This is a genomic window from Sorangium sp. So ce834, from assembly GCF_051521425.1.
In the GTDB taxonomy this organism is placed as follows: Bacteria; Myxococcota_A; Polyangia; order Polyangiales; family Polyangiaceae; genus Sorangium; species Sorangium cellulosum_D.
In genome coordinates this window covers 3,838,379-3,862,005 of the sequence record NZ_CP150351.1, presented here as the reverse complement: position 1 = coordinate 3,862,005, position 23,627 = coordinate 3,838,379, and the positions used below count along the sequence as shown (strand labels likewise).

The 23,627-nt window shown below is 74.6% G+C and carries 19 protein-coding genes and 1 tRNA gene; 10 read left to right on the top strand and 10 right to left on the bottom strand.

What is annotated here, in order from left to right; translation table 11 throughout:
* Positions 1-163 precede the first annotated feature (163 nt).
* The 7 genes from WMF20_RS14095 to WMF20_RS14065 all read left to right on the top strand — a co-directional run bounded on the left by WMF20_RS14095 (position 164) and on the right by WMF20_RS14065 (position 8,193).
* The gene (locus WMF20_RS14095; RefSeq protein ID WP_129574837.1) at positions 164-1,231 is read left to right on the top strand and encodes an ABC transporter ATP-binding protein; all 1,068 of its coding nucleotides are present in this window, start codon (positions 164-166) and stop codon (positions 1,229-1,231) included.
* Positions 1,228-1,974: an ABC transporter permease gene (locus WMF20_RS14090; RefSeq protein WP_437613982.1), complete on the top strand. Its 747-nt coding sequence runs from the start codon at positions 1,228-1,230 to the stop codon at positions 1,972-1,974. The genes WMF20_RS14095 and WMF20_RS14090 overlap by 4 nt, the downstream gene beginning before the upstream one ends.
* Positions 1,974-3,695, top strand: a complete 1,722-nt coding sequence (locus WMF20_RS14085) for a GldG family protein (protein WP_437613980.1) — start codon at positions 1,974-1,976, stop codon at positions 3,693-3,695. The genes WMF20_RS14090 and WMF20_RS14085 overlap by 1 nt, the downstream gene beginning before the upstream one ends.
* 5 nt (positions 3,696-3,700) lie before the next feature.
* Entirely contained in the window at positions 3,701-6,049 is a 2,349-nt protein-coding gene (locus WMF20_RS14080; protein ID WP_437617119.1) for a DUF4340 domain-containing protein, read from the top strand.
* Between the two features lie 78 nt (positions 6,050-6,127).
* Complete coding sequence (locus tag WMF20_RS14075; RefSeq protein ID WP_437613978.1) at positions 6,128-7,039, top strand: SH3 domain-containing protein; 912 nt, start codon at positions 6,128-6,130, stop codon at positions 7,037-7,039.
* A 105-nt stretch (positions 7,040-7,144) separates the two neighbouring features.
* Positions 7,145-7,714 carry a hypothetical protein gene (locus tag WMF20_RS14070; protein WP_437613976.1) on the top strand — a complete coding sequence of 190 codons (570 nt, stop codon included), beginning with the start codon at positions 7,145-7,147 and terminating at the stop codon, positions 7,712-7,714.
* A 140-nt stretch (positions 7,715-7,854) separates the two neighbouring features.
* On the top strand, positions 7,855-8,193 hold the full coding sequence (locus tag WMF20_RS14065) for a hypothetical protein (RefSeq protein WP_129574832.1): 339 nt from the start codon (positions 7,855-7,857) through the stop codon (positions 8,191-8,193).
* A gap of 267 nt (positions 8,194-8,460) precedes the next feature.
* Here the strand turns inward: WMF20_RS14065 and WMF20_RS14060 are convergent, their stop codons facing one another.
* From WMF20_RS14060 to WMF20_RS14015, 10 genes are all read right to left on the bottom strand, one after another.
* Positions 8,461-8,946, bottom strand: a complete 486-nt coding sequence (locus tag WMF20_RS14060; protein ID WP_129574831.1) for a response regulator — start codon at positions 8,944-8,946, stop codon at positions 8,461-8,463.
* A gap of 347 nt (positions 8,947-9,293) precedes the next feature.
* A tRNA-Phe gene (locus WMF20_RS14055) sits at positions 9,294-9,366 on the bottom strand.
* A 158-nt stretch (positions 9,367-9,524) separates the two neighbouring features.
* On the bottom strand, positions 9,525-10,490 hold the full coding sequence (locus tag WMF20_RS14050; RefSeq protein WP_437613973.1) for a hypothetical protein: 966 nt from the start codon (positions 10,488-10,490) through the stop codon (positions 9,525-9,527).
* The gene (locus WMF20_RS14045) at positions 10,487-12,517 is read right to left on the bottom strand and encodes a M1 family metallopeptidase (protein ID WP_437613971.1); all 2,031 of its coding nucleotides are present in this window, start codon (positions 12,515-12,517) and stop codon (positions 10,487-10,489) included. The genes WMF20_RS14050 and WMF20_RS14045 overlap by 4 nt, the downstream gene beginning before the upstream one ends.
* 108 nt (positions 12,518-12,625) lie before the next feature.
* Positions 12,626-13,957, bottom strand: a complete 1,332-nt coding sequence (locus tag WMF20_RS14040) for a hypothetical protein (protein WP_437613969.1) — start codon at positions 13,955-13,957, stop codon at positions 12,626-12,628.
* Between the two features lie 34 nt (positions 13,958-13,991).
* Positions 13,992-15,821 (bottom strand): molecular chaperone DnaK, encoded by a 1,830-nt coding sequence (gene dnaK / locus WMF20_RS14035; protein ID WP_020734883.1) that lies wholly within the window; start codon positions 15,819-15,821, stop codon positions 13,992-13,994.
* 162 nt (positions 15,822-15,983) lie between these two features.
* A complete protein-coding gene (locus WMF20_RS14030; RefSeq protein ID WP_437613967.1) occupies positions 15,984-17,840 on the bottom strand; it encodes a J domain-containing protein in 1,857 nt (618 codons plus the stop codon).
* Between the two features lie 95 nt (positions 17,841-17,935).
* Positions 17,936-18,538: a hypothetical protein gene (locus tag WMF20_RS14025; protein WP_437613965.1), complete on the bottom strand. Its 603-nt coding sequence runs from the start codon at positions 18,536-18,538 to the stop codon at positions 17,936-17,938.
* Entirely contained in the window at positions 18,538-19,407 is an 870-nt protein-coding gene (locus tag WMF20_RS14020) for a hypothetical protein (RefSeq protein ID WP_437613963.1), read from the bottom strand. Before WMF20_RS14020 ends, WMF20_RS14025 begins: the two co-directional genes overlap by 1 nt.
* Positions 19,404-20,078 carry an RNA polymerase sigma factor gene (locus WMF20_RS14015; protein ID WP_437613961.1) on the bottom strand — a complete coding sequence of 225 codons (675 nt, stop codon included), beginning with the start codon at positions 20,076-20,078 and terminating at the stop codon, positions 19,404-19,406. The genes WMF20_RS14020 and WMF20_RS14015 overlap by 4 nt, the downstream gene beginning before the upstream one ends.
* Positions 20,079-20,414: 336 nt before the next feature.
* Here WMF20_RS14015 and WMF20_RS14010 point away from each other — a divergent pair, with 336 nt between their 5' ends.
* The 3 genes from WMF20_RS14010 to WMF20_RS14000 all read left to right on the top strand — a co-directional run bounded on the left by WMF20_RS14010 (position 20,415) and on the right by WMF20_RS14000 (position 23,625).
* Positions 20,415-21,404 (top strand): rhomboid family intramembrane serine protease, encoded by a 990-nt coding sequence (locus tag WMF20_RS14010; protein ID WP_437613959.1) that lies wholly within the window; start codon positions 20,415-20,417, stop codon positions 21,402-21,404.
* A gap of 103 nt (positions 21,405-21,507) precedes the next feature.
* Positions 21,508-22,212 carry a PA14 domain-containing protein gene (locus WMF20_RS14005; RefSeq protein ID WP_437613957.1) on the top strand — a complete coding sequence of 235 codons (705 nt, stop codon included), beginning with the start codon at positions 21,508-21,510 and terminating at the stop codon, positions 22,210-22,212.
* Between the two features lie 111 nt (positions 22,213-22,323).
* Entirely contained in the window at positions 22,324-23,625 is a 1,302-nt protein-coding gene (locus WMF20_RS14000) for a GTP-binding protein (RefSeq protein WP_129574821.1), read from the top strand.
* Positions 23,626-23,627: the final 2 nt, after the last annotated feature.

The following is a 23,627-nucleotide window of genomic DNA, read 5'->3' as shown; positions in this document are numbered from 1 at the left end:
CGCGGCTCTGGCTACTCGCCGGCGTCCCGCGCCGCCGGCGGCGCGCCGGAGCCGGCGCGCGCTTCCCCTGCCCCGCCCGGTGCGCTAAGCGTTCCGCGCGATCGCCCGGCCTGCCCGCGCGGGCCGCGCCGGCCGCCCTGACCCCCTGCGCTCCGATGTCCCGATGATCGAGGTCGAGCACCTCTCCAAGTCCTACGGCGCCCACCTCGCGGTGAGCGACCTCTCCTTCCGGGTGAGCCAGGGCGAGATCGTCGGGTTCCTCGGGCCGAACGGGGCGGGCAAGAGCACGACCCTCCGCATCCTCGCGGGGTTCCTGGGCGCGACCTCCGGCCGGGTGCGGGTCGCCGGCCACGACATCGCCGAGGAGCCGATGCGCGCGCGGGCGTCGCTCGGGTACATGCCCGAGACGTCGCCGCTCTACCCGGAGATGCGCGTCGCGGAGTACCTCGCGTTCCGCGCCGAGCTGAAGCTCGTGCCGCGGCGCGCGCGCCGCGAGGCGGTCGCGCGCGCCCTGCGCGACGCGCGCGTCGAGGACGTCGCGAGCGTCATGATCGGCCACCTCTCGAAGGGCTACCGCCAGCGCGTCGGCCTCGCGGACGCGCTCGTCAGCGATCCGCCGCTGCTCATCCTGGACGAGCCGACGGCGGGCCTCGATCCGAACCAGATCCGCGAGGTGCGCGCGCTCGTCCGGAGGCTCGGCCGCGACCGCACGGTGCTCCTCTCGACGCACATCCTCTCCGAGGTCGAGGCGACGTGCACGCGCGCGGTCGTGATCGCCCGCGGCAGGCTGGTCGCGGAGGGCTCGATCGACGAGATCCGCGCGATGCGCCGCGCGTCCGGCGTGCGCGTCGCGGTGCGCGGCGCGGCGGACGCGGCGCTCGCGGCGGCGCGCGGCGCGGCGGGGGTGCGCTCGGCCGAGGCGGAGGCGGCCGGCGACGCGGCGCGGCTCACGGTCGAGTTCGACGCCGGCGCCGACCCGGGCGAGGCGACCGAGCGCCTCGTGAGCGCGCTCGTCGGCGCGGGCCTCGGCGTGCGCGAGCTCGTCCCCCGCGCTCCATCCCTGGAGCAGGTCTTCTCCGAGCTGACCGCCCAAGGCGACGCGCAGGGCGGCGCCGGCGAGCCGGGCGCGGCCGCGGCGGGCGACGCCGACGCGCGCGCCGGACGAGCGGCCCGGAAAAAGGCGAGCGCGGCGCGGCGCGGCGCGGGCGGCGCGGCGAAGGAGCGGCGGTGAGGGGCTTCTGGCCGATCTTCAAGCGGGAGCTCTTCTCGCTCTTCGTGACGCCGCTCGCGTGGGTGCTGATCACCACGTTCCTGCTCGTGCAGGGCGTGCACTTCTTCCTGATCGCGACCCAGTTCGCGGGCGAGGCGGAGCTCTCCGCCGACACGGGGCCCGTGCAGGTCTTCTTCGGCCAGACGATCCTGATCTACCTGCCGCTGCTCTTCGTGTGCCCGCTGCTCACGATGCGCCTCTTCGCGGAGGAGCGCCGGAGCGGCACGATCGAGGCGCTCCTCACGGCGCCGGTGGGCTCCGCGGGCGTCGTGCTGGCGAAGTACGCCGCGGCGCTCGTGACGTACATCGCGATGTGGGCGCCGACGCTGCTCTACGTGGTGCTCATCGCCAGGACGGGCGAGCTCGACTGGCGGGTGGTGGGGTCGAGCTACCTCGCCGTCGTCGCGGTCGGCGCCGGCTACCTCGCGATCGGGACGATGACGAGCGCGCTCACGAAGAGCCAGCTCATGGCCGCGGTGCTCAGCACGATGGCGGTGATGGGCCTGTTCATCCTCGGCATCGGGGAGTTCATCTTCCCGGACGGCCCGGCGCACGACCTCTGCTCCTACGTCTCGGTCTGGACGCAGATGAACGATTTCTCCCGCGGGATCGTCGACCTGCGCCGGCTCGTGTTCGACGCGACGGTGGTCGCGCTGCCGCTGTTCGTGACCGTGCGCGCGGTGGACGCGTGGAGGTGGGGCTGATGGGCGACGAGCGGCCCGATCCTCCGTCTGCGCACGATGAGAGCCCGCCTCCGCGGGTCCCTCCGGGTACTTCGCTCGGCGAGAAGCTCTCGACGAGCGTCGGGATCATCGCGGCGATGGTGCTCGCGGTGCTCGTCAACCTGCTCGTCGCCCGCCACTACAAGCGCTGGGACTGGACGCAGGGCGGCCTGTACACGCTGAGCGACGCGACCGTCTCGACGCTGCGCGCGCTCGAGGAGCCGATCCGCGTCTACGTCCTGCTCTCCGAGGCCGACCCCCTGACGCTCTCGGTGCGGCACCTGCTCGACGCGTACCGGGCCGAGACGACGCGGCTCGAGGTCGCGGTGACCGACCCCGACCGGCGCCCGGCGGAGTTCCTCGCCGTGCAGCAGCGCTACGGGGTCGTCGCGGGCAAGACCGAGGACGGGCGGATCGTCACGGACGCGGCGATCATCGTCGCGCGCGGGGACCGGCCCCATTTCCTCAGCGCGAGCGACCTCGTCGAGGTCGAGGACGAGGACGACCTGCGGGCCCGCCCGCGGCTCGAGCAGGCGCTGACCGGCGCGATCCGGAGCGTCCTCCGCAGCGACCGACCGAGGGTCTGCTTCGCGAGCGGCCACGGCGAGAAGTCGATCGACGTCGGCGGCGCCGACGGGCTCGCGGCGCTCAAGGACCGGCTCAACAAGAACAACTACGAGGTCGTGGAGCTCGGCGGCGGCCGCGGCGGCCACGACCACGGCGACCACGACCACGGCGACGAGCCCGGCGCCGCGCCGGAGGAGCCGGCGCCCGAGGCCGATCTCGGCCGCTGCCGCGTGCTCGTCCTCGCCGGACCGAGCCAGCCGGTGCCCCCCGGCGACGTGGCCCGCTACCGCGCGTTCATCGAGGAGGGCGGCAGCGCGCTGCTCGCGATCGGCCCGGTGCCGGACGAGAGCGAGCAGCGGTACGTGGACCTCGGGCTCGCGGGCCTGCTCGCCGTGGCGGGCGTCGAGCTCCGGTCCGACTTCGTGTTCGAGCTCGACCCGAAGCTCCGCTCGACGCAGGGCTTCGGCGAGACCTTCGCGCCCGTCGTGAGGCCGCACCCGATCACCGAGGGGCTCGTCAAGGCGGCCGACCAGGGGCTCGGCCCGGTGCTCACGGTGGCCAGCTCGCTCGGGCCCGCGGCGAGCGGGCCCGTGGCCCCGGCGCCGCTGCTCGTCACGAGCGACAAGGCCTTCGGCATGGTCGACTTCTTCGGCTGGGCCCGCGACCCGTCCGAGCCGAAGCCGCGCGACGGCGATCACCCGGGGCCGCTCACGGTCGCCTACGCCGCGGAGCTGCCGAAGCCCGCGGGATCCAGCGCCGCGCACGGGCCGCGCGTCGTGGTGATCAGCTCGCCCAGCGCGCTCTACAGCGCGAACTGGCAGAGCCCCGAGCTCCGCGGGACGGCCGTGTTCGTCGAGAGCGCGCTCTCCTGGCTCGCCGCGAGCCCGCCCATGCTCGACATCCCCGACAAGCCCGCGGTCACCGCGGGCCTCCGGCTCAGCGAGGACGCGCTCGCCGGCGTCTTCCGCTACGTCGTCGTCTACATGCCGCTCGCCGCGGCCCTCCTGGGCCTCGCCGTGCACCTCTCGCGGCGCGGCTCCGAGCGCCGCCCCGGCGGCCCCGACGACAAGCGCGGCCCCGGGTCGCCGGCCGGGCGCGGCGCGCCGGGCGGGGCCGAGCGCGAAGGGGCGCCGTGACTCGCATGCGGCGCCTCCGCCGGCACGCGACGACGCTGATCCTCGTCGCGCTCGCCGCCGCGGCGGCCGTCGCGCTCTTCGTGCTCGACCGGGGCGCGGTGTCGACCGACGAGGCCGAGCGCCGCAAGAAGCACCTGTTCGAGGCGTGGCGCCCCGACGAGATCACCGAGCTCACCGTGACGGTGGCGCCGCCCGGCGCGCCCCCCGCCGCGCAGCAGACCGCGCGGCTCACCCGCGGCGACGTCGACGACGCCGGCCAGCGCCCGTGGCGCGTCGAGATCGACGGCCAACGCTACCCCGCCGACGAGCCCACGGTCGATCGGCTCCTCGGCACGCTCGAGTTCGCGACGGCGGAGCGCCGCGTCTCCGCGGAGGCGAGCGACCGCGCCGCCCTCGGCCTCACCGCGCCCCGGCTCACGATCGCGCTCTCGATGGGCCCGCGCCGCGAGCGGCTGCTGCTCGGCGGCGGCGCCCCGACGCCGCCCGGCGCGGTCTACGCCGAGGTCGCCGGCCGCGGCGTCTTCGTCATCACGAAGCAGCTCGCCGCCGCCCTCGACGTGCCGCCGGATCGCTTCCGCACCCGGAGCTTCGTCCCCTACCTCCCGTCGGAGCTCTCGGGGCTCACGCTCGAGGGCGCGGGCGGCTCGCGGCGGTTCTCGCGCGCCCCGTGGGGCGGCGGCCGCGGCGCCGGCTTCCGCTTCGCCGAGGGCTCGCCCGAGGGCAGCGGCGTCCGCGTCAGCGCGCCGGCGCTCGAGCTCGTGCTCTCGGCGCTCGGCCGCATGCAGGCCGAGGCGTTCCTCTCCGACGAGGAGGCCGAGCAGGCCGCGGCCTCCGGCGGCCCCCGGGTCACGCTGACGCTCCTGCCGAGCGATCCCTCGGCGAAGCCTGGCGTGATCGACGTCGGCGGCGCCTGCCCCGACAGGCCCGACCACGTCGTCGCGGTGCGGCGCGAGCCCACGCGCGCGGCCGCGTGCGTGCCCGCGAGCGCGCTCGATCCGCTCACCGAGGAGGCGTCGCGCTTCGTCGACCTCGCCCTCGTCGCCGCGCCGCTCGACGAGGTCGCCGAGGTGAAGCTCTCGGCCGGCGAGCCCGGCGCGCCCTCGCTGGAGCTCGCGCGCGCCGGCAGCGAGTGGCACCTGCGCGCCCCCGAGGACCGCCCCGTCCCGACCGAGACGGGCCGCGCCCTCGTGCAGGCGATCCTCGACGTGCGCGCGGCGCGCCTCCTCCCCGCGGCGAGCGACCCGAAGGCGCTCGGCCTGGAGCCGCCGCGGGCCACCCTCCGCGTCGTGTCGACGCCCGCGGCGGCCGGCGAGGGCGAGCCGCAGGAGCGGATCGAGACGCTCGAGATCGGCGCCGAGCAGGCCGGCGTGGTGCGCGTCCGGCGGCTCGAGGACGGCGCGATCGCCGAGCTCCCGGCCGCGGCCGCCGGCGCGCTCCTCCCCTCCGCGGTCTCGCTGCGCTCGATGGAGGTGTTCGATTTCGCGCCGGATCAGGTCAGCGCGCTGCGGATCGAGCGCGCCGGCCTGGTCCAACGGCTCCGCCGGACGGGCGAGGGCGCGTGGCAGCTCGTCGAGCCGACCGGCGCGGGCCTGGCCGCCGACGGCGGGCTCGCGGACGAGCTCGCCGCGCAGCTCGCCGGCCTCAAGGCCGAGCGCTGGGTCGCCTCGGACGCCGCCCAGGGCTACGGGCTCGCCGCGCCCCGGCTCGTGATCGAGGCCGAGCTCACCGCGGCGCCGGAGGACGGCGGCGCGGCGTCGGGCACCGCGCGGGTGGAGCTCGGCGCGCACGCCGGTGCGGGCTCGTTCGCGCGCGCCGGCGGCGGCGCCGCCGTGTTCGTCGCGCCGCCGTCGCTCGAGGCCGCGGCCGGGCGCCTGCTGCTCCGCCGCGACGTCTTCCTCGTCGCGCCCGAGGACGTCGCGCGGGTGACGCTGACCCCGCGGGACGGCAAGCCGGTCGTGCTCGAGGGCTCTCCGCACGGCTTCACCGTCGCGGGGGCGGCCGATCCGGCGAGCGCCACCGCGACCGCCGCGCGCGTCCGGGACGCGCTCGCCGATCTGCGCGCCGAGGGCGCCGTGGCCCTGGGCTCGCCGGAGCGGCACCACGGCCTCGACCCGCCGCGGCTCCGGGTCGCCATCGAGCTGGCCCGGCCGCAGCCCGCGCCGGCGGGCGCAGGTGGCGCGGGCGCGCCGCGCTCGTCCGAGGGGTCGTTCACGATCGCGATCGGCGCGGGCGACGCTTTCCGCGGCACGAACGTCTTCTATGCCCGTCGCGACGGCGTGCGCGCGGTCTACGCCATCGCGCGGTCCCGGGTGAGGCCGCTGCTCGAGGCGGCGGGCGTCTCTGGCGCGGACTGAGCGGCCCTGCTCGGCGGAGCGGACTGTTTCGTACTATTTCGTTCTGGCGACCCAGCTGTGCTAGGCGACGTGGTGGACATGGCGAAGGCGGACATGGCGAAGCGGCAGCGCCCGCTGACGGTCGACATCCCCCGTCCCGGCGACGAGCAGCCGGTCTGGTCGCGGGTCGGGGTGATCGCGCTCGTGGGGTTCGTCGTGGGCGTCGCCTGGCCCAAGCTCGCCGGGGTCCGCATCGGCCCGAGCGTCCCCGGCGACCTCAAGCCGACCGCCGAGACGGCGGCCGCGGCGGCCGCGCCCCCTCCCGCGGCGGCCGCGCCCGGGACCGCGGAGCCCGAGGCCAAGCCGCCGGAGCCCGCGCAGAACCAGCAGCAGGTCGTGGTCGGCCCCGGCAGGATCACGCGCTGCTCCGACAAGAAGAACAAGAAGATCGAGGACTGCGGAGAGCTCCAGTTCGACCCGATCGCGCTGCCCCGGCTGAAGGAGCTGGCCCAGTGTCCGGCGGCGCTCGGCGCCGACGGCAAGCTCCCGATCGGCTTCGAGCTGAACTTCGAGAAAAAAGAGGTCCAGGTCGTCAAGGGGAAGAAGACGAGCCTGCCCGCCTCGACGGTCAGCGGCATTCTCCAGTGCGCCGCCCGCGAGTTCTCGAACGTCTCGCTCGAGGAGGTCCCGCACAAGTACCGCCGCTACTCCCTCGTTTACACCGCCACGTTCCACCCCCCCGGCGCGGCCGCGGAGGCCGCGAAGACGGAAGCCGGCGGCGAGGAGCAGGAGCGCGCCGCCGGCACGACCACGAGCGAGACCGCCGTGAGCGGCCTGGCCACGGTGAGCTGGGACACCGCGCTCGTCCGCGGGGCGCCCAAGGAGGGCGATGTGGTCATGCGCCTCGTGCGCGGCACGCGCGTCAAGCTCATTGGCCGGCAGAACGACTGGTACAAGGTCGAGCACCGGGGAAAGACGGGCTGGATGTACCGCGGCGCCATCGGCCTTTAGCCGTCCGGCGCGGGCGCTGCCCCGCGCGGGCGGCGTCGTCAGGCGCGGATTCCAGACCCACGACCGGGCGAGCGCGCGTCGGTTCGCGTAGAATGGCGGTGTCCGATGACGCGCAAGCTGTCGCTCCCGCTGATTTCCATGGGCCGCCCCGATCGCGCCGCGTCCGCCGCCGCGAAGCCCACGGTCGACGCGGTGCGCGAGCGCCTCGGCGGGCGCGCGTCGAGCGAGCCCGGGGTGGGCGAGCTGGTCCTGCTGACCACCGCCGCGGGCAAGGCGCTGCCCGGGGTGGTCCTCTTCCGGCGCGGCGCCGTGGTCGATGTGTGGATCGACGCTGCCGAGGCAATAGTTTCCGTCCAGGACACAAGCAAGCGCACCGTTCCTGGGCGTTCCGCGGCCCACCGGGGGCTGGTTCGCCGGGCCCGTCCTTCGGACCTCGCGCCGTTGCGCGCCCCTTCCCCGGAGTCGCTCGTCGCCGTCGCCGCGGACGCGCGCGTCTTTGCCGCCCTGAGCGAGGGTCAACGCATCCGGTTTCAAGACGGCAGCGATCTCGCCGAAGGCATGCTTGTCGAGAAATGCCGCTTCGGCGGGCTGGTGCAGCGCGACGACGGGGTCATCGTCGGCGTCGGTTTCCGCCGTCTCTGGCCGGCGCAGGCCGAAGGTGCCCCGCGGAACTGACATGCTCATGCGGGCGCGCCGGCCCCCTGGCGCGCCCGCGCGCAACCCACGTCCGGCTTGTACCTCCTCCGCGAACGCGATAAGAGGGGCGGCGTCATCGTAGCTCGCGCGCCGCGCGGCCAGGTTGGAGGAAACCGCCCTTGAAGCTCGCCCTCTCGTTCACGGTCGCCCTCGCGCTCGCCATGCTCGCGGGCTGTGGGGCCTCTCCCTCGGGTCTGTGCGAAGATAAGTGCGATTGCACCGGATCGTGCAGCGAGAGAGACGAGGTGGAGTGTATCGACGCCCTCGAGGACGCCGAGCGGACTTCCGAGTACGAAGGCTGCGAGGACCAGTTCGACGAGGCGATCTCCTGCATCGACGACGAGTTCGTGTGCGACGGACGTGACGTCGATATCTCCGGATGCAACCGGCCGCTGGAGAACCTCGGTCGGTGCGCCGGACCGCTCGTATCCCTCGCGGTTTACGCTCAGTTCGAGTGATTGAGCACGGGCTACGCGTGCCATGCGCGGCCCGCGTAGCCCCTTCAGCCCACCACGACGCGCCCCCCCTCGCCGGCGGTGGACCGTCCTGCCGGGCGCGCCCCTGCCGGCTGAGCCGTGCGCGTCGCTCGGCATCCGTCGATGCGCCCTCGCGTCGACTGCGACGCTGCCTGTAGAGCCCCAGCGGGCAAGAGGTGTGCTGTGGAGGTCCTCTCGGAGAGAGGGAACGCCGGAGCGCCCGGCCGCGCGCCGGGGACGCGAGAGGGGCTATTCGCCGAGGTGGGTGCGGACCTTCATGAGCAGCGTATCGCTGTCAAAAGGCTTGATGAGGTAGTCGGTGCATCCGTTGGCGAAGCCGATCTTGATGCTCGTCTGATCGCTCCTCGTCGTCATCATGATGATCGGCACGGTCTTGGTCGCGTCGAACGCGCGAAGCCACCTGCAGGCCTGAAAGCCGTCCATCGCAGGCATGACGACGTCCATCAGGATGAGGTCGGGCCGCTCCGACACGGCCTTCGCGATGGCCTCCTTGCCGTTGCGCGCGATGACGATGTCGTAGTCGTCCTCACCGAGCGTCAGCTGCTGTGACAGCAGCGAGGTCAGCGAGTCGTCGACGACGAGGATCTTCTTCTTTCGAGCGGTCGCGCTGGGTTCGCTACTTGGCGCGGACGGCCGGCTCCGCGGCGCCGAGTCGGAAGCGGAGGCCGTTTCCGGAGAGCTCTTTCGCGAGGAGTCGACACGACGATCGGCCATGAGGGAGCCTCCATGAGGAGGCGCCGTTCCCTAGGGCGCCTCCGGAGTGTTCAGGTTGCAACGAGTGGTCCCCCCGTCACCTTACCAGGATCGCTACCGCACAGGAACCAAGTTCCACTGTCACCTGATGTGGCCAAACCCGCGAAAGCACTCCTGAACCGTCCGCCGGGGCGCGCGCGGCGGATGCGCGGCGCGCCAACCGTTGAGACCGCCTGGCTCCCTGGACGAAAGGCCGAGTCGCCCAGGTGTCCACGGCAACTTCAACGCCGGACGGCGCAGAGGAGCACGCAGGGGTGTGACGAAGGGGCAGCGAGCGCCTGCTCGCCGAGACAAGAAAGAAAGGGTAGTGCCCAGGGACGGAATCGAACCGCCCACACGAGGATTTTCAATCCTCTGCTCTACCAACTGAGCTACCTGGGCTTGCTGCGGGCCCCGCGCTTGCGCCGGGGCGTCGGTCACGGGCGGGCTACGTTACGCGGATGTGGGCGTATGTCAAGGAATTCTTCGGCCCGTCCTGCTCGTGCCTCGTCGGAGGCCGAGGGAGCGCCGGCAAGCTGCCCGCGCGGCGCGCGGCGCGCTCACCCCCCGGGGTCTTCCGCTCCCGCCGCCGAGCGCGGCGCGAGCTCCTGCGCGGGCGCGGAGCGATCGACCAGGCGGAGGGCGGCCGCGAGCCAGGAGGCGCGCAGGTACGCGGCGGCCGCGAGCGCCGCGAGCTGCGCGGCGAACGCGGAGGCGACGCGCGGGCCGGTGCCGGCGCCGGCGAGGTGCACGCCCCACGCCCCGCCGGCGAGCGCCACGGCGGCGAGCGCGCCCCGGGACGCGCAGGCCCAGGCGGCCGCGAGCGGCGCGGCACGCAGCGCGTCGAGGCCCCGGGCGACGGCGGTGTAGAACCCCCGTTGCTCGGCGACGAGGGCGGCCCGCGCGAGGTCGTGGAGCAGGCCGATCGCCGCGACGTGCGCCAGCGCGACCGCGGCGACGGCCCCCGCCGCGAGGTCGCGGCTGCGCGGCACGGAGAAGAGCGCGGCGCAGAGCTTCGTCCCGGGGAGCAGGACGAGCGCGGCGGCCGTGACCTGCGCCGCGAGCGCGACGCCCCAGAGCAGCGCGAGCGGCCCGAGGGCGCGCGCGGCGCGGCCGCCCACGGCCTGCGCGGAGAGCGGCCCCGGCTGGCTGAGCGCGGCCAGGAGCAGCGCGAGCGGGACCAGCCCGAGCGCGGCGGCGAGCAGGGCGCCCCCGCCGAGCTGCGCGGCGAAGGCCCCGGCGGCGCGCGCCCCGAGGCGCGCGAGCTCGCTGAGCATGAGCCCGCCGGGATCGAACAGGATCGCATCGCCGCGCGGGTGGTCGCCGACCACCTGGGCCGCGAAGACGGACAGCGGCGCGGCGACGACCAGCGAGGCCAGCGCCCGGTAGCCGAAGTAGAGCCCGACCGCGCCGAGCCGCTCGTGCGCGGCGGGGCGCCGCGCGGCTGGCCGGGCGGACGGCGGATCGGCGCCTGCGGCCGCCGCCCCGCCCGGAACCGTCGCGCCCTCCTCCGCCGGCTCGCTCATGGCCCGAGGAGCGTGAGCGCGATCCCCACGGCGAAGCTCGCGCGCGCGAGCACGCTGGGCGCGAGGAGGTCCGGGTCCACCCGGAGCGCGTTGTTCGCGAGGTCCTCGTCGAGCAGCACCCGACGATCGGGGTCGATCACCACGGCGACGAGCGGCGAGGCGCCGGCGTAGGGGATCCTGGCGGCGCTCTCGTGCGCCGGCCAGGGGACCCGCTGCACGACGCCGTCCGCGCCGTGCAGGGCGACGTCGACGGGGAGCGCGAGCGGGCCGCGGCGCCGCACCACGGCGTGGCCGCGGTAGGCCGCTCTCTCGTGGCCGCCCTCGCCCGGAGCGGGCTCCGCGGCGTCGGCGGGCCACGAGTGGAACGTCGCGACCGCGTAGTCGACCCACGCGCGGTCGAAGAGCCCGGCGCGGAGCGCCTCGGCCGCCGGGTCGCCCACCTCCCGCCGCACGGCGTCGAGCAGCGCCTCGGGGCCGGGGTGACCGAACCGGTTCTCGCGCGCGTAGCGGCCCACGGCCCGTCGAACGAGGTCCTCGCCGTACACGCCGGCGAGGGTCGCGAGGAGGATCGCGGGCCTCCCGTACACGAGCCCGGCGTAGTCCGCCCCGTCGACGAAGCTCGTCGCCGGCTGCGCGACGGCGCCGCTCTGGCCCGACGCGAGCGCGTCGGCGCGGTACTGCGTCCGGAGGTCGATCTCGAGCCCCGGCAGCCGCGCCGCCGAGCCGTCGCCGTAGCGCGCGCGGAGCGCGCCGATCTCGGCGTAGGTGGTGAGGCCTTCGTCGAGGAACGGGTAGCGGTGCTCGTCCGTGGCGACGAGGCCGTAGAACCACTGGTGCGCGAGCTCGTGGATCGTGACCGCCTCGACGAAGCGCACGCCCGCCGCGGGCCAGAGCCAGCTGCCGCCGGTCGTGATGAGCGTCGGGTACTCCATCCCGCCGGCCTCTTCGGCGCCCTCCGGCGGGTGCACGATCGTGAGCGTGCCGTACGGGTAGCGGCCGAACGCCGCGCCGAGGTGCGCGAGGCCGAACCGGGCCAGGTCGATCTCGAGCGCCGCCTCGCGCTCGCTCCCCTCGGGGAAGAGGCACCGGATGGCGACGCCCTCGTCGGTCGTCGCGCGCACCTCGCGGAAGCGGTCCCACGCGGCGAAGGCGAAGTCGTGCACGTCCTCCTGCACGAACCTCCGGATCGCGCGGCCGTCCCGCCGCTGCTCCTCGACGAGCCGGCCGGTGGCGCCGACCGTGAACCCCTCCGGGACGTCGACGGTCACATCGTAGGCCCCGAAGTCGGCGTAGAACTCCGAGAGCCGGTGGAAGGCGAAGTGCGCCCAGGTCCCGTCGGGCTCGAGGCGCGCGATCTTCGGGAACCACTGCCCCACCATGTGAAAGCTCCCGTAGTGGCCCGTCCTGAGCGCGAGCGACGGCAGGCGCGCGTCCCAGGCGAGATCGATCGTGATCGCATCGCCCGGAGCGACGGGCCGCGGCAGCTCGACGCGGATGTCGGTCTCGTCGTCGGGATCGCCGGGCGTCGTGGGTTTCCCCTGGGGCCAGACGTCCGCGCCGTCCATCTCGCGGACCGCGAACCGTGTCACCTGGATATGCCCGTAATCGCTGAGGATCTCGTTGCCTCGAAAGCCCCCGATGGCCGACCTCAGGAACACGGTGCGCTGGTCCTTGAAGCCGTTCAGGTAGAGGTGGACGAACAGCTCGCGCTGCGGCTCGCGCGACGCGTTCCGCCAGACCAGCGTGCCCTCGCCGCGCATCGTGTGCTGCGCCGGATCGAGGGTCGCGCGCAGCGTGTAGCTCGCGATCGGATCGGCGCGCGGCGCGAGCTCGGCGTCGGCGGGAGGCGCCGGCACCGGCGGCGGCGTCGCGCGGGCGGCGTCCGCGGCGCCGGCGTGGCCGGCGCCGGCGGCGGGCGGCGGCTGCGCCGGAGCGTCGAGCGCGATCGCGGCGAGGAGGGGCGCGCCCGCGCGGCCCGCGAGCAGCGCGAGGAAGAGACCGACAGCGGCCTGGAGAGCCGTGCGCACCGGTGCACCCTAGCGAGCCAGCGTCATCGCGGAAAGGCGCGTCGGCGGACGCGGCGGCCCGCTCGGCGCGGTTCGAGGCGAGGCAGGGACCTCAGGCGACGCCGGCGCCTACACGCCGCAGACGATCCCCTCCTGCACGAGCTCGTACAGGAGCCGCAAGGCCTCGAGCGTCTGCATGCCCGACACGTCGAGGATCTCGTCGATCGAGCTGTACCCGTCGATGCACGACAGCAAGAAGCCCGCGCGGTGATCGAGGTTCAGCGAGCGGAGCTGGTCCGGCGGCACCGCGAGGCGGAGCACGCGCGAGCCGTCGCCGAGGCGCGACTGGTACATCTGGCGCAGCATCTCGACGCAGCTGTCGGCGTACTGCCGCGCCATCCAGTCCTTCGGGTTCTCCTCTAGCAGCCCCTCCGCGAGGACGAGCGCGCCGCCGAAGTCGCCCTGATCGAAGCGGTGCTGCATCTGCTCCCGCGGCCCCGGCGCGCTCATCTGGGGCTCGGTCGTCCGGGAATGAACCCCCTTGTCCACCCGCGCGACCACCGCCGGCGCGCGATCCGTCTCGGTCCGGCGCGGCGGGCGCGCCCCGCCCTGCGCGTCGCCGGAGACCCGGTACGAGGTGGAGCCGGCGAGCGCGCCCGTCCCGCCGCGGAAGGCGGGCTCGTCGTCCTCCACGATCAGGCCGTAGCGGAGCGTGCCGGGCGGCGGCGTGACCGGCTGCTCGTCCGCGGCGGGGATCGGCTCCTCGAAGCCGAGATCGAGCCGGAAATCGATGCCCAGCGGGCCGCCCTCGTCCGAGCCGTACCCGCGGCCCCGCGCGCTCGATGGGAGGTGGACGTCGCGCGCGTCGACCGGAGGGCCGCCGAAGACGTCGATCTCGCCGAAGCTGTGCGGGTACGGCTGGCTCGGCTCGCGCAGGAGATCGTCGTCGAGGTCCCGCCCGAACTCGTGGTCGCCCTCGAGCGACCCGAAGCCCATCCGGCCGCCGGGCCGCGACGGGACCCCGGGCTCGTCGCACTCCAGCCCGAGCCGCCCGGCCTCCAGGCCGGGCGCGCCGTGCCTGCTCGAGAAGCTGCTGCCGGGCGGCGGCTCCCAGGGGATCGTCCTGCGCGGCGGCACCGGCGGGTACTCCTCCGGTGGGGGCTCGGGCGGGCGCGGCCGCTGCGCGGTGATCTCGGAGCTCGAATGAGAGCGGCGGGTCATCATCTTTGCCACGTACTCGCTGACCGGGATCGGCGGCGGAAGGGTGATCTTGCCCTCGGAGTCCGGCGGCAGGGGCGAGCCGGAGGGCGGGGTCGCCCCCAGCCGGGACGAGCCCGGCTCCCCGCGCGCGAGCGCGGTGAGCGCGAGGATCTCCTCCGAGGCGACCGGCTGGGTGTCCTCGAGCTCGTCCACCTCATCGTGCCCCCAGGAGGAGTCCAGGGTCTTGGAGTCAGGCGGCACCGACCGCATCGTCTTCCCTCATCGCGGCCACCGTTCACCCCTGTGGCCTGGCTACGACACCCTTGAACATCCGGTGGGTGCGCGAGAGCGCCTCCATCTGCTCCTTGACCGCGGCCGCGTCGCGCCGGCCGATGGCCTGGCGCGAGCGGTCGACGATCCCGCGCGCCTTGCCGATGGCGTCGCGGCCGAAATCGCTGGACGCCACGATCTGCTCGACCTGCGGGAACATCCGCTCGATCTCGGCGATGAGCTTCTCGGCCTCCTGCCGGACGCCCTCGAACTGGTCGCTCGCGCGGCGATCGACGAGGTACTCCTTCGCGGCCTCCATCATCTCGCCGACCTCCTCCTTCGTGAGGCCGCTCGACGCGGTGACCTGGATCGACTGCTGCTGGCCGGTCTCGAGATCCTTCGCGCTCACGGAGACGATGCCGTCGCTGTTGATCTCGAACGTCACCTCGATCTCGACCTGGCCCTTCGGGGCGCGGCGCAGGCCCGTGAGGATGAACTCGCCGAGCAGCTCGTTGTCCGTCGCCTTCTGGTGCTCGCCCTGCATGACCAGGATCTTCACCGCGGTCTGGTTGTCGCGGCTCGTCGTGAAGATCTTCGACCGGCTCGTGGGGACGGTCGTGTTCTGGGGGATGAGCTCCTCGAAGTTCGACCCGAAGGTCATGATGCCGAGCGCGTGCGGCGTGACGTCGAGCAGGATCATCTGCTTCGTCTCGTCCACGAGGGCGGCGCCCTGCACCGCCGCGCCGAGCGCGACCACCTCGTCGGGGTGCACCCCCTTGCACGGCTCGCGCTCGAAGAAGTCGCGCACGGCCTCCTGCACCCGCGGCATGCGCGTCATGCCGCCGACGAGCACGACGTCCTCGATCTCGTCGCGATCGAGCCGCGCGTCCTCGAGCGTCTGGCTGCAGATCTCGATGCACCGCTCGACGAGGTCCTCGCACAGGTCCTGGAGCGTGGCCCGCGAGAGCGTGCGCTGGAGGTGGAGCGCCTCGTTCCGCGCGCTCGAGATGATGAACGGCAGGTTGATCTCGGTCTCGAGCACGCTGGACAGCTCGCACTTCGCCTTCTCGGCCGCGTCCTTGAGCCGCTGGAGCGCCATCCTGTCCTGCCGCAGGTCGACGTCGTGCTGCTCCTTGAAGCCCTGCACGAGCCAGTCGATGACCCGCGCGTCGAAATCCTCGCCGCCGAGGAACGTGTCGCCCGCGGTGGCGATGACCTTGAAGACGCCGCCCGCGCCGATCTCGAGCACGGAGATGTCGAACGTGCCGCCGCCGAGGTCGAAGACGGCGATCGTCTTCTCGACGTTCTTGCCGAACCCGTACGCGAGCGCCGCCGCCGTCGGCTCGTTGACGATGCGGATGACGTCGAGCCCAGCGATCTGACCCGCGTCCTTCGTCGCCTGCCGCTGGTTGTCGTTGAAGTAGGCGGGGACGGTGATCACCGCCTTCGAGACCGGCTCGTTGAGGTAGTCCTCGGCGAACAGCTTCATCTCCTGGAGGACCATCGCGCTGATCTCGGGGACCGAGTACGTCTTGTCGCGCAGCTGGATGCGGACGTCGCCGTGCGGGCCCTCGACGATCTTGTACGAGGCTGTCAGGATCGCGTTCTTCACCTGCGGGGACGACCACTTCCGACCGATCAGCCGCTTCGCGGCGTAGACCGTGTTCTCGGCGTTGGTGATCGCCTGCCGCTTCGCGATGTGCCCGCAGAGCCGCTTGCCGGCCTCGGTGATCGCGACCATGGACGGCGTCGTCTTGTACCCACCGCGATTCGGGATGACGGTCGGGACGCCCTCCTCGACGATGGCAACGCACGAGTTCGTGGTGCCAAGGTCAATGCCGATGACACGCTCCATCGATGCCGCTGCTCCTCTTGTGATCTTCGGCTTGTGATCTTCGGCCCGAACGGCCGCCGAGGTCACGATGCTAGACCGTTTCGCGGTGCCGAGCGGGCCAATCGTGCGCGGCCCGCTCCGGAAGGCGCCGCCGCCGGCCCGACCCGGCTGCGCCCCGCGGCGCTAGACTTGCTTCCCGTGCCTCTTGGCCTGGTCGCGCGTCTGGGCGATGAGGCCGCGCAGCCTGGCGTCGCTCCCCGCGAGCTCGGCAGCTCGGTCGAACTCGCCGTTCGCGCTCTTCGTGAGCCCCGCGGCCGCGTACGAGAGCGCGAGCGTCAGCCGGTATTCCACCGAGGAGGGCACGAGCTCCACCGCCCGACGCGCGAACTCCACCGCCCGACGCGTGTTCTCCCCGGCCTGGAGCGTCGCATAGGCGACCCGCTCGTGCGCGCTGGCGTCGTCGGGGCGACCGTTGCACACCTTCGCATAGCTCAGCGCCGCCTCGACCCAGCGCCCGTTCTGTGCCTCGTACTGGGCCTGCTTGAGGTAACCGTCCGCCAGCGCCACCGCCGCGAGGCGCTGCACGTCGGCCGACGCCTTCTGGAGCGCGGCGTCCTCTGGCGCGAGCGACGCGGCGATCCGGTACGCGTTGGCCGCGCTCGCGTAGTCGTTCCGCTCGAGCGCGCCCCGGGCCGCCTCGGAGTACCGCGCGATCTGGTTGCGGACGGCCTCGTTCCGGGCGGAATCGTAGCGCGCCTTGAGCACCTCGACCGCCCGCATCGACTCGGGCGAGCGTACGCCGCCCGGGGGCCTCGACACCGCCGCCCCCGCGGCCGGCGCCGTCGCCACCGACGCGGCCGGCGCCGTCGCCACCGACGCGGCCGGCGCCGTCGCCACCGACGCGGCCGGCGCCGTCGCCACCGACGCGGCCGGCGCCGTCGCCACCGACGCGGCCGGCGCCGTGGCCGCCACCGCAGACGCCGCAGCGGACGCGCCCGCCGGACCGCGCCGCAGGCCTCCAGTGAGCTTGCGCGCGAACATCTCGCGCCGATCCTTCGCGCTGGGGGCGGACGCGACGGGCATGGTCGCCGCCGCGCTCCGCGCCGGCGCGCCCCCCGGGTCCGGCGCGATCGCCGCCGCGCTCCGCGCCGGCTTGCCCGCGCCGTCCGGCGAGCTCGCCTCAGGGGACGGCTGCGCCGGCGCCGCTGCCCGGGCGAACGCCGCGGCGGGGGCCTGCTCCGCGGGGGTCCGCTCGGAGGAGTAACGCCCGGGCGACCCGACCACGTCGCGCGGATCGGCGAACGCGGCGCGCACCGAGGCGTCGACGGCGGTGGTGATCGTGGCGATGTCGCGGGGCGTCTGCTCGATCAGCGCCGCCATCGCCCGGTTCTTGTGGGTCTGCTCGAGGTACGCGTCGTACTCGGCGCGCCGCTGCTTCGACGTCAGCGTGTCGTGCGCCAGCGTGATGCGCGTGAAGATGGCCTCGATCTTCTGCTTGTACGAGCCGAGCTGCTTGCGGAAGTAGGTGTCCGGATGAAACTCCGGCGCGAGCTGGTAATAGGCGCTCTTGATCTGCTTCTTGTCCGCCTGATCCGCGACGCCGAGCAGCGCGTAATAGCTGAGATCCTCGAGCCGGTAGTAGAGGTCGAGGATCCGCCGCTTCCGGTCCGGGGCGAGCTCGACCGGCTCGTCGAGCTCGGCAGGATCGTAGAGCGGCGGGGACTCCGCCTGCTGGAGCGCGTCGCGGCCGAGCGGGAAGGGCTCGCCGCCGGACGCCATCGGCCGCTCCGTGTCCACCCCGCGCCGCGCGGCGTCGGCCGCGCCCCGCTGCGGAGGCGGGCCCGAGGGCTCGCCGTCCAGGAGGATCGCGCCGAACTCGCGCAGGCGGCGCAGCGCCTCGACGGTGTCGCCGTGCGACATGCCCGTGATCAAGGACAGATCCCGATCGGTCAGGACGCCGTCGATCCGGGACAGGAGGAACGCGTCCGCGGGTTTCAGCGGGAGCGATTTGACATCGTACCCGGGTTTCGGCCTTGGCACACGGAGCGTCATCGCGTCGGGCAGCGGCCCCCTCCGGCCGAGTCTAGCGAGGAACGCTCGCCCGTCGCAATTGGAGACCACGGCGGTCGCGCGCTTCAGCGCGGGTTTTCCTGGGCGCCCTTCAGGGCCTCGGTAATAACGTGATCCTGGATCGAGATCGCCCGCTCCAGCAGGCCGACCGCGCGCGCGCGGGCCTGTGCCGCCGCCTCGCGATCCCCCTTCTCGTCGAGCGCCTTCGCGCGGCGCTCCTCGACCACGCCCGCGACCTCGTAGAGGTGGCCCTCGTAATGAGAGGGCGCCGGCGCCAGCTTGAGGCCCGCGTCGACGTCGCGCGCCGCGGCGTCGAAGTCGCCGGCCTCGCTCCGGAGCTCCGCCAGCCGGGCGTAGGTGTCCGCGGTCACCTCGGCGGCCTCCGGCGGCGCGCCGGGCGGCCTCGGCGCGCCGATGAGCCCCTCGAGGGCGCGGATCGCAGCGACGGGATCGCCCGCTCCGAGCGACACGTCGGCGGCGTGGTGCGCCGCGCGCGCCCTGGAGAGGAAGGCGAGGAGCGTGGGATCGACGATCTGCGCCGGGGCGCACGCGCACGCCGGATCGCCCGGGGCCGCGCCGGCGCGCGCCGGCTCGTCGTCTCGAGCGCACCCGAGGTGCGCCGCCGTGAGGAGCCCCAGGAAGGCGGCGAGGAGGCGCGCGCTCCACATCAGCGCACTCCCCACGCCGCATAGCGGTTCTGGCGCAGATCCGACGCGCGCGCGGCGGCGATGCGATCGATCCGCTCGGTCTGGCCGCCCTCCCTCGGAAACGGCGCGGCCGGATCGAAGAGCGCGGTGGTCGATCGCGCCTCGATGAGCGGGAGCCGAGGCGCGGCCGCCCCGACCGGCGCGGCCCCCGCCCCGGGCGCGCGCGCGACCGAGGCGCGCTCTTCCCGGAGCTGGCCGAAGATCAGCGCGGCGGCGGCCGCCGCCGCGGCGAGGGTCGAGAGCGCCGCCATCGTGACCGGCGCGATGCGCCGGGCGCGCGGCGCGGGCGCGGCGCGGAGGGCCCCCTCGACGAGCGCGCGGTTCCGGAGCTCCGCGAGGGGCGCCGGGCGCCACGCGGCCCGGAGCGCGGCGGCGAGCTCCGCGAGCTCGTCGCGCGCGCCGGGCGAGGCGAGCTCGCCGGAGCTGCCGCCCCGCCCGGACCCGGCCCCGCCGGCGGCGCCGGGATCGAGCGCCTCGCGCAGGCGCTCGGCGGCGCGCAGCTCGGCCTTGGTCGGCGGCGCGCCCTCGTCGCCGAGCGCGCGCGCGAGCAGCGCTTCGTGGTCCGCCCGGTCGAGCCCTCCGGGCCGGGCCGCGGCCCGGAGGGCCGCCGCGAGCGGGACCTCGCCGCGATCGAGCGCCTCCGCGAGCTCCCGCGCGGCGCGGCGCTCGCCCTCGGACGCGGGCGCGAGCGGCTCCGCCTCGGGCGCGCGCGGCGCCGCCCCGGGCGCGACGAGCGCGAGCCGACGGCCGCGATCCGGGCCGGCGCGGCGCTCCACGGGCCCGTCTCCGGTCGGCGGGGGGCGCGGATCCGAGGGCCGCCGCGGCTTCATCGCGCCCCTTCCTTAAGCTCCGCGCGCGGCGCGGCAACCCCCGCGGCGAGCACCTTCTTCAGCGCGGTCATGGCGCGGTGCAGGACGACGTCGAACGTGGCCACGCTGACGCCGAGCGCGAGGGCCACCTCGTCGCGGGGCCGCTCCTCGAGCACCCGGAGCCGGATCGCCTCGGCGTAGCGCGGGTTGAGGCGCGCGAGCGCGTCCTCGACCCGCGCCCGCGCGTCGGCGAGGTCGCGCTTCTCGCAGAGCTCGACCTCGCCGCGGGCGGTGAGATCGGTCTCGGCGGCGTCGATCTCGCGCTGCAGATCCTCCGGCTCGAAGAGCGCCTCGCGGCGGCGCGCGCGGAGCATGTCGAGCGCGATGCGCAGCGCGATCACGCGGAGCCAAGGGTAGATGCCGCAGCTCTGCCACTGGAACTGGGAGAACCGCTCGACCACGCGCGCGTACGTCTCGGCCAGAGCGTCTTGCGCGGCCGCGTCGGAGCCGAGGCGGGGCAGGAGCACCGCGCGGTAGAGCGAGGGACCGTACTTGCGGAGCAGCTGGCCGAGCGCGGCGCGATCGCCCTGCGCCGCGCGCTCGCACTGCAGGCGCTCCGCCTCGAGATCGGGCCTCGCTGCTGCCGCCGCGGTCACGACGGTGACGATACCCGGACGTGGAGTGGTCCGCACCGGTGTCCACCTTGCGCCCGCGGCGGGGCGGCGCGCCCCCCGGCCGTGGAGAAGCGCGGGCGCGCCGCCCGGCCGGCGCCCCGCGCCGCCGCGCGGGCGCCACGCGGCGGCGGGGGCCGAGCGCGGGAGGGGTGCCGCATTCACACCTCGACAACGGCCCAAAGCCGTGGACCTTACGGCCCGAAGACTCCACATTGTGCCGGCCTCGGCGCGGAGCGCCCGATCGTGCCGGCCTTGGCGCGGAGCGTCCGCCGTGAAAGGAGCCCTCGTGACCCTCGATACAACGTTCAGGTCTCGCGCACGCCTCCGGGTCGGGCCGCGGGTCGGGACCGGCCTGTGACGGCGGGGCCGTCCGGCGAGCGGCGGCGCTCGCTGAACTGCGCGCGCTGCGGCGCCCTCAACGGGAGCGACTTCAGCCGCTGCATCCGCTGCGGCGCGCCGCTGCTCGCGCCCGCCGTCCACGCCCCGCCGGCGCGGGGGCTCCTCGACGGGCGGAGCCTGCTGGCGACAAAGATCCTCGGCGCGCTCACGTCGTTCGTCTTCGTCGGGCAGCTCGTCGCCGCGCATTCCCGGGATCTCGGCCTGCTCTCGGCGTGGGACGCGTCGAACTATCTCCGCTTCGGCGCGCTCCTCATCGTGCCCGGCGCCCCGTTCGAGCCGTTCCGCCTGCTCTCCGCGGTGTTCGTCCACATGGGCGTCCTCCACTTCGGCATGAACATGATGACGCTCGTCATGCTCGCCCGCGCCGCCGAGCCCGCCGTCGGCTCGGCGCGGTTCGCGATCGCCTACGTGCTCACGGGCCTGGTCGGCTTCGCCGCGAGCGCGGCGTGGAACGTCTTCGTGCAGCCCGAGGTCGTGTGCACGGCGGGCGCGAGCGGCGCGGTGTTCGGCGTGATGGGCCTCTTGCTCGGCTGGCTGCTCCGCCGCCGCGACCCGCGCTGGAAGGACCTCGCGCTCCAGGCCGTGTTCTACATCGTCCTCTTCGGCTTCGTCGTGAACGCGTCGAACACGGGCATCCGCATCAACAACGCGGCGCATATCGGGGGCCTGGTCAGCGGCGCGCTGCTCGGGCTGAGCTACGCCGGCCCGGCGCGGCGGAGGCTCGAGGGCGTGATGAACGTCGGCGCGCTCGCCGGCGTGCTCGCCTGCGTCGCCGCGCTCGGGCTCGCCCAGCGCTCGCCGCTCTGGCGTGCCGCGGCGTCGATCGACGGGCTCTCGCGGCTCGAGGCGCCAGGGCGCGAGGGGCGCGACGCGCCCGGGGGCGCCGCCGCGGGGAGCGCTCCGGGCCCCGCGGCCGGCGGGGCCGCCCGCGCCGGGCGCCCCTGACGAGGCGTGACGCTGATTGCCGCGCCCTGCCCGACCGTCTAAGCGCCATCGTCGCATTCACGTGGGGGCGGGCGGGACCGTCCGTTCCCTCTCAGGAGACGTCATGGTCCGAACCTCATCGCGCATCGCCTCGTGCGTGCTCGCCGCGTCCCTCCTCTGCGGCTGCCATGTCACCATCCAGAGCGGCAGCAAGCCGGCAGAGACGTCGCCGCCGCCCCCCCCTCCCCCCGCCAAGACGGCCTCCCGGTCGCGCAAGCCGGCCAAGCCCGATCCGGAGCCGGCGCGCCGCAAGACCGCGAAGTGGCGCCTGCCCACGCAAGGCGCCCCGCGCATCACCGCCCCGATCGCGTTCGGCAACGGGGAGGGCGGCGCCTTCCGGGGGCTCGCGTACGTGATCCCCGAGAACAGCCAGAAGCTCCCGAGCTTCGACGGGCTCGTGCCGTTCGCGGTGCTGTACACCGACAAGTTCGAGGTGAAGTCGCAGGACTTCTCCGGCGGCTTCCCGGGCGCGCTCGCGCAGAACGAGTGGTTCGCGATCCGCTTCGAGGGCGAGTTCAAGGCGCCCGAGGAGGGCGTGTACCAGCTCCGGCTCACCTCGGACGACGGCGCGATCCTCTACATCGACGACAAGCGCGTGCTCGCGAACGACGGGGTCCACAGCGCGAAGACCACGGACGGCGAGGCGCGGCTCACCGAGGGGACGCACCGGCTGCGGCTCGACTACTTCCAGGCGCAGCGGGGCCAGGTCGCGCTCATGCTGCAGATGGGCCAGAAGGACAAGCTCGAGCCGCTCGTCGGGGTCCGATGACGCTGGGCCACGCCGGGCCGGCCTGTCGGGGCCCGGCTGGGCCGCCCTGACGCGTGCCCGCGCACGCCCCGGCACCCTCGATCCCCTTTTCGTGTATCGTCGCCGCCGCCCATGGCGTCGGTGAACCCACTGTCGCGCGAGCTCGTCTTCAAGATCGTCTATTACGGGCCCGGCCTGGGCGGCAAGACGACCACCCTGGAGTACCTGCACGCCACGGCGAAGCCCGAGTACCGCGGCAAGCTCGTCTCGCTCGCGACGCCGGTCGACCGGACGCTCTACTTCGACTTCCTGCCGGTCCGGCTCCCCCAGCTGCGCGGGATGAACGTGCGGCTCCAGCTCTTCACGGTGCCCGGGCAGGTCTACTTCAACGCGACCCGCAAGCTGGTGCTCACGGGCGCCGACGGCATCGTGTTCGTCAGCGACTCGCAGGCCGTCCGCGCCGACGCGAACGTGGAGAGCCTGGAGAACCTGCGCGAGAACCTGGCCGAGCAGGGGCGGGAGCTGCAGCATGTCCCGCTCGTCTTCCAGCACAACAAGCGCGATCTGCCGGACCTCCTCCCCCTGGAGGAGCTCGACGCGATGTTGAATCCGTTCCGCGCCGTCTCGCTGGCCACCTCGGCGAAGACGGGGCTCGGGCTCTACGAGGGGCTCGAGGAGATCAGCGCCACGGTGCTGCGCGCCTTCGAGAGCCGCCTGCCCGACGCGATGGGGAGCGGGCTCGGCGGGTTCGACGCGATCGAGGGCGGGCTCGTCACCGCCCTGCGCGACGCGTCGCCGCCGCCGTCGGCGCCGCTCGACGCGGTGATCTCGCGGCTCGCTCCGCCCAGCAGGCCGTGGTCGACGATGCCCCCGAACTCGACGATCGGCGACCCGAGCGAGGGCGAGGCCGCGCCCGGCGCGGCCGCCCCGCCGAGCGCCGGCGCCGCGCCGCGCAGCGCGGGCGTCAGGGATCCGGTGAGCCGCGGGATACCGTCGTCGCTGCGGCTCGCCGCCCGGCGGCTCGCCGCGTCGGCGGAGGCGCCGGCGACGGCCCGCGCGGACGGCCCATCCGCGGCGACGAGGCACCTCGCCCAGCCGGGCCTCTCGTTCGTCGCGCTGTGGCCGACCGCCGAGCGCGAGGCGGTCGCGGAGATCGAGGCGGCCATCGCCGCCGAGCGGTACGCGGTGGCGCTCGAGCGCTGCGGCGCGCTCGTCTCGGGGATCCTCGCCAAGGCGGCGGAGCTCGCGGGCGCGACCGACGCGCCGCGCGACCCGGCGACGGTGCCGGCGCTGCTCGGCCTGGACGGGCGCCGCTACCTCGGCTTCCGCGCCGCGGTGCGGAGGGCGCACGCCGGCGGCGAGGTCACCGAGCGCGACGCGCTCAAGGCGTTCGCGTTCGTGATCGAGGCGCGGCTCGCAGAGAGCGCGATCTGACG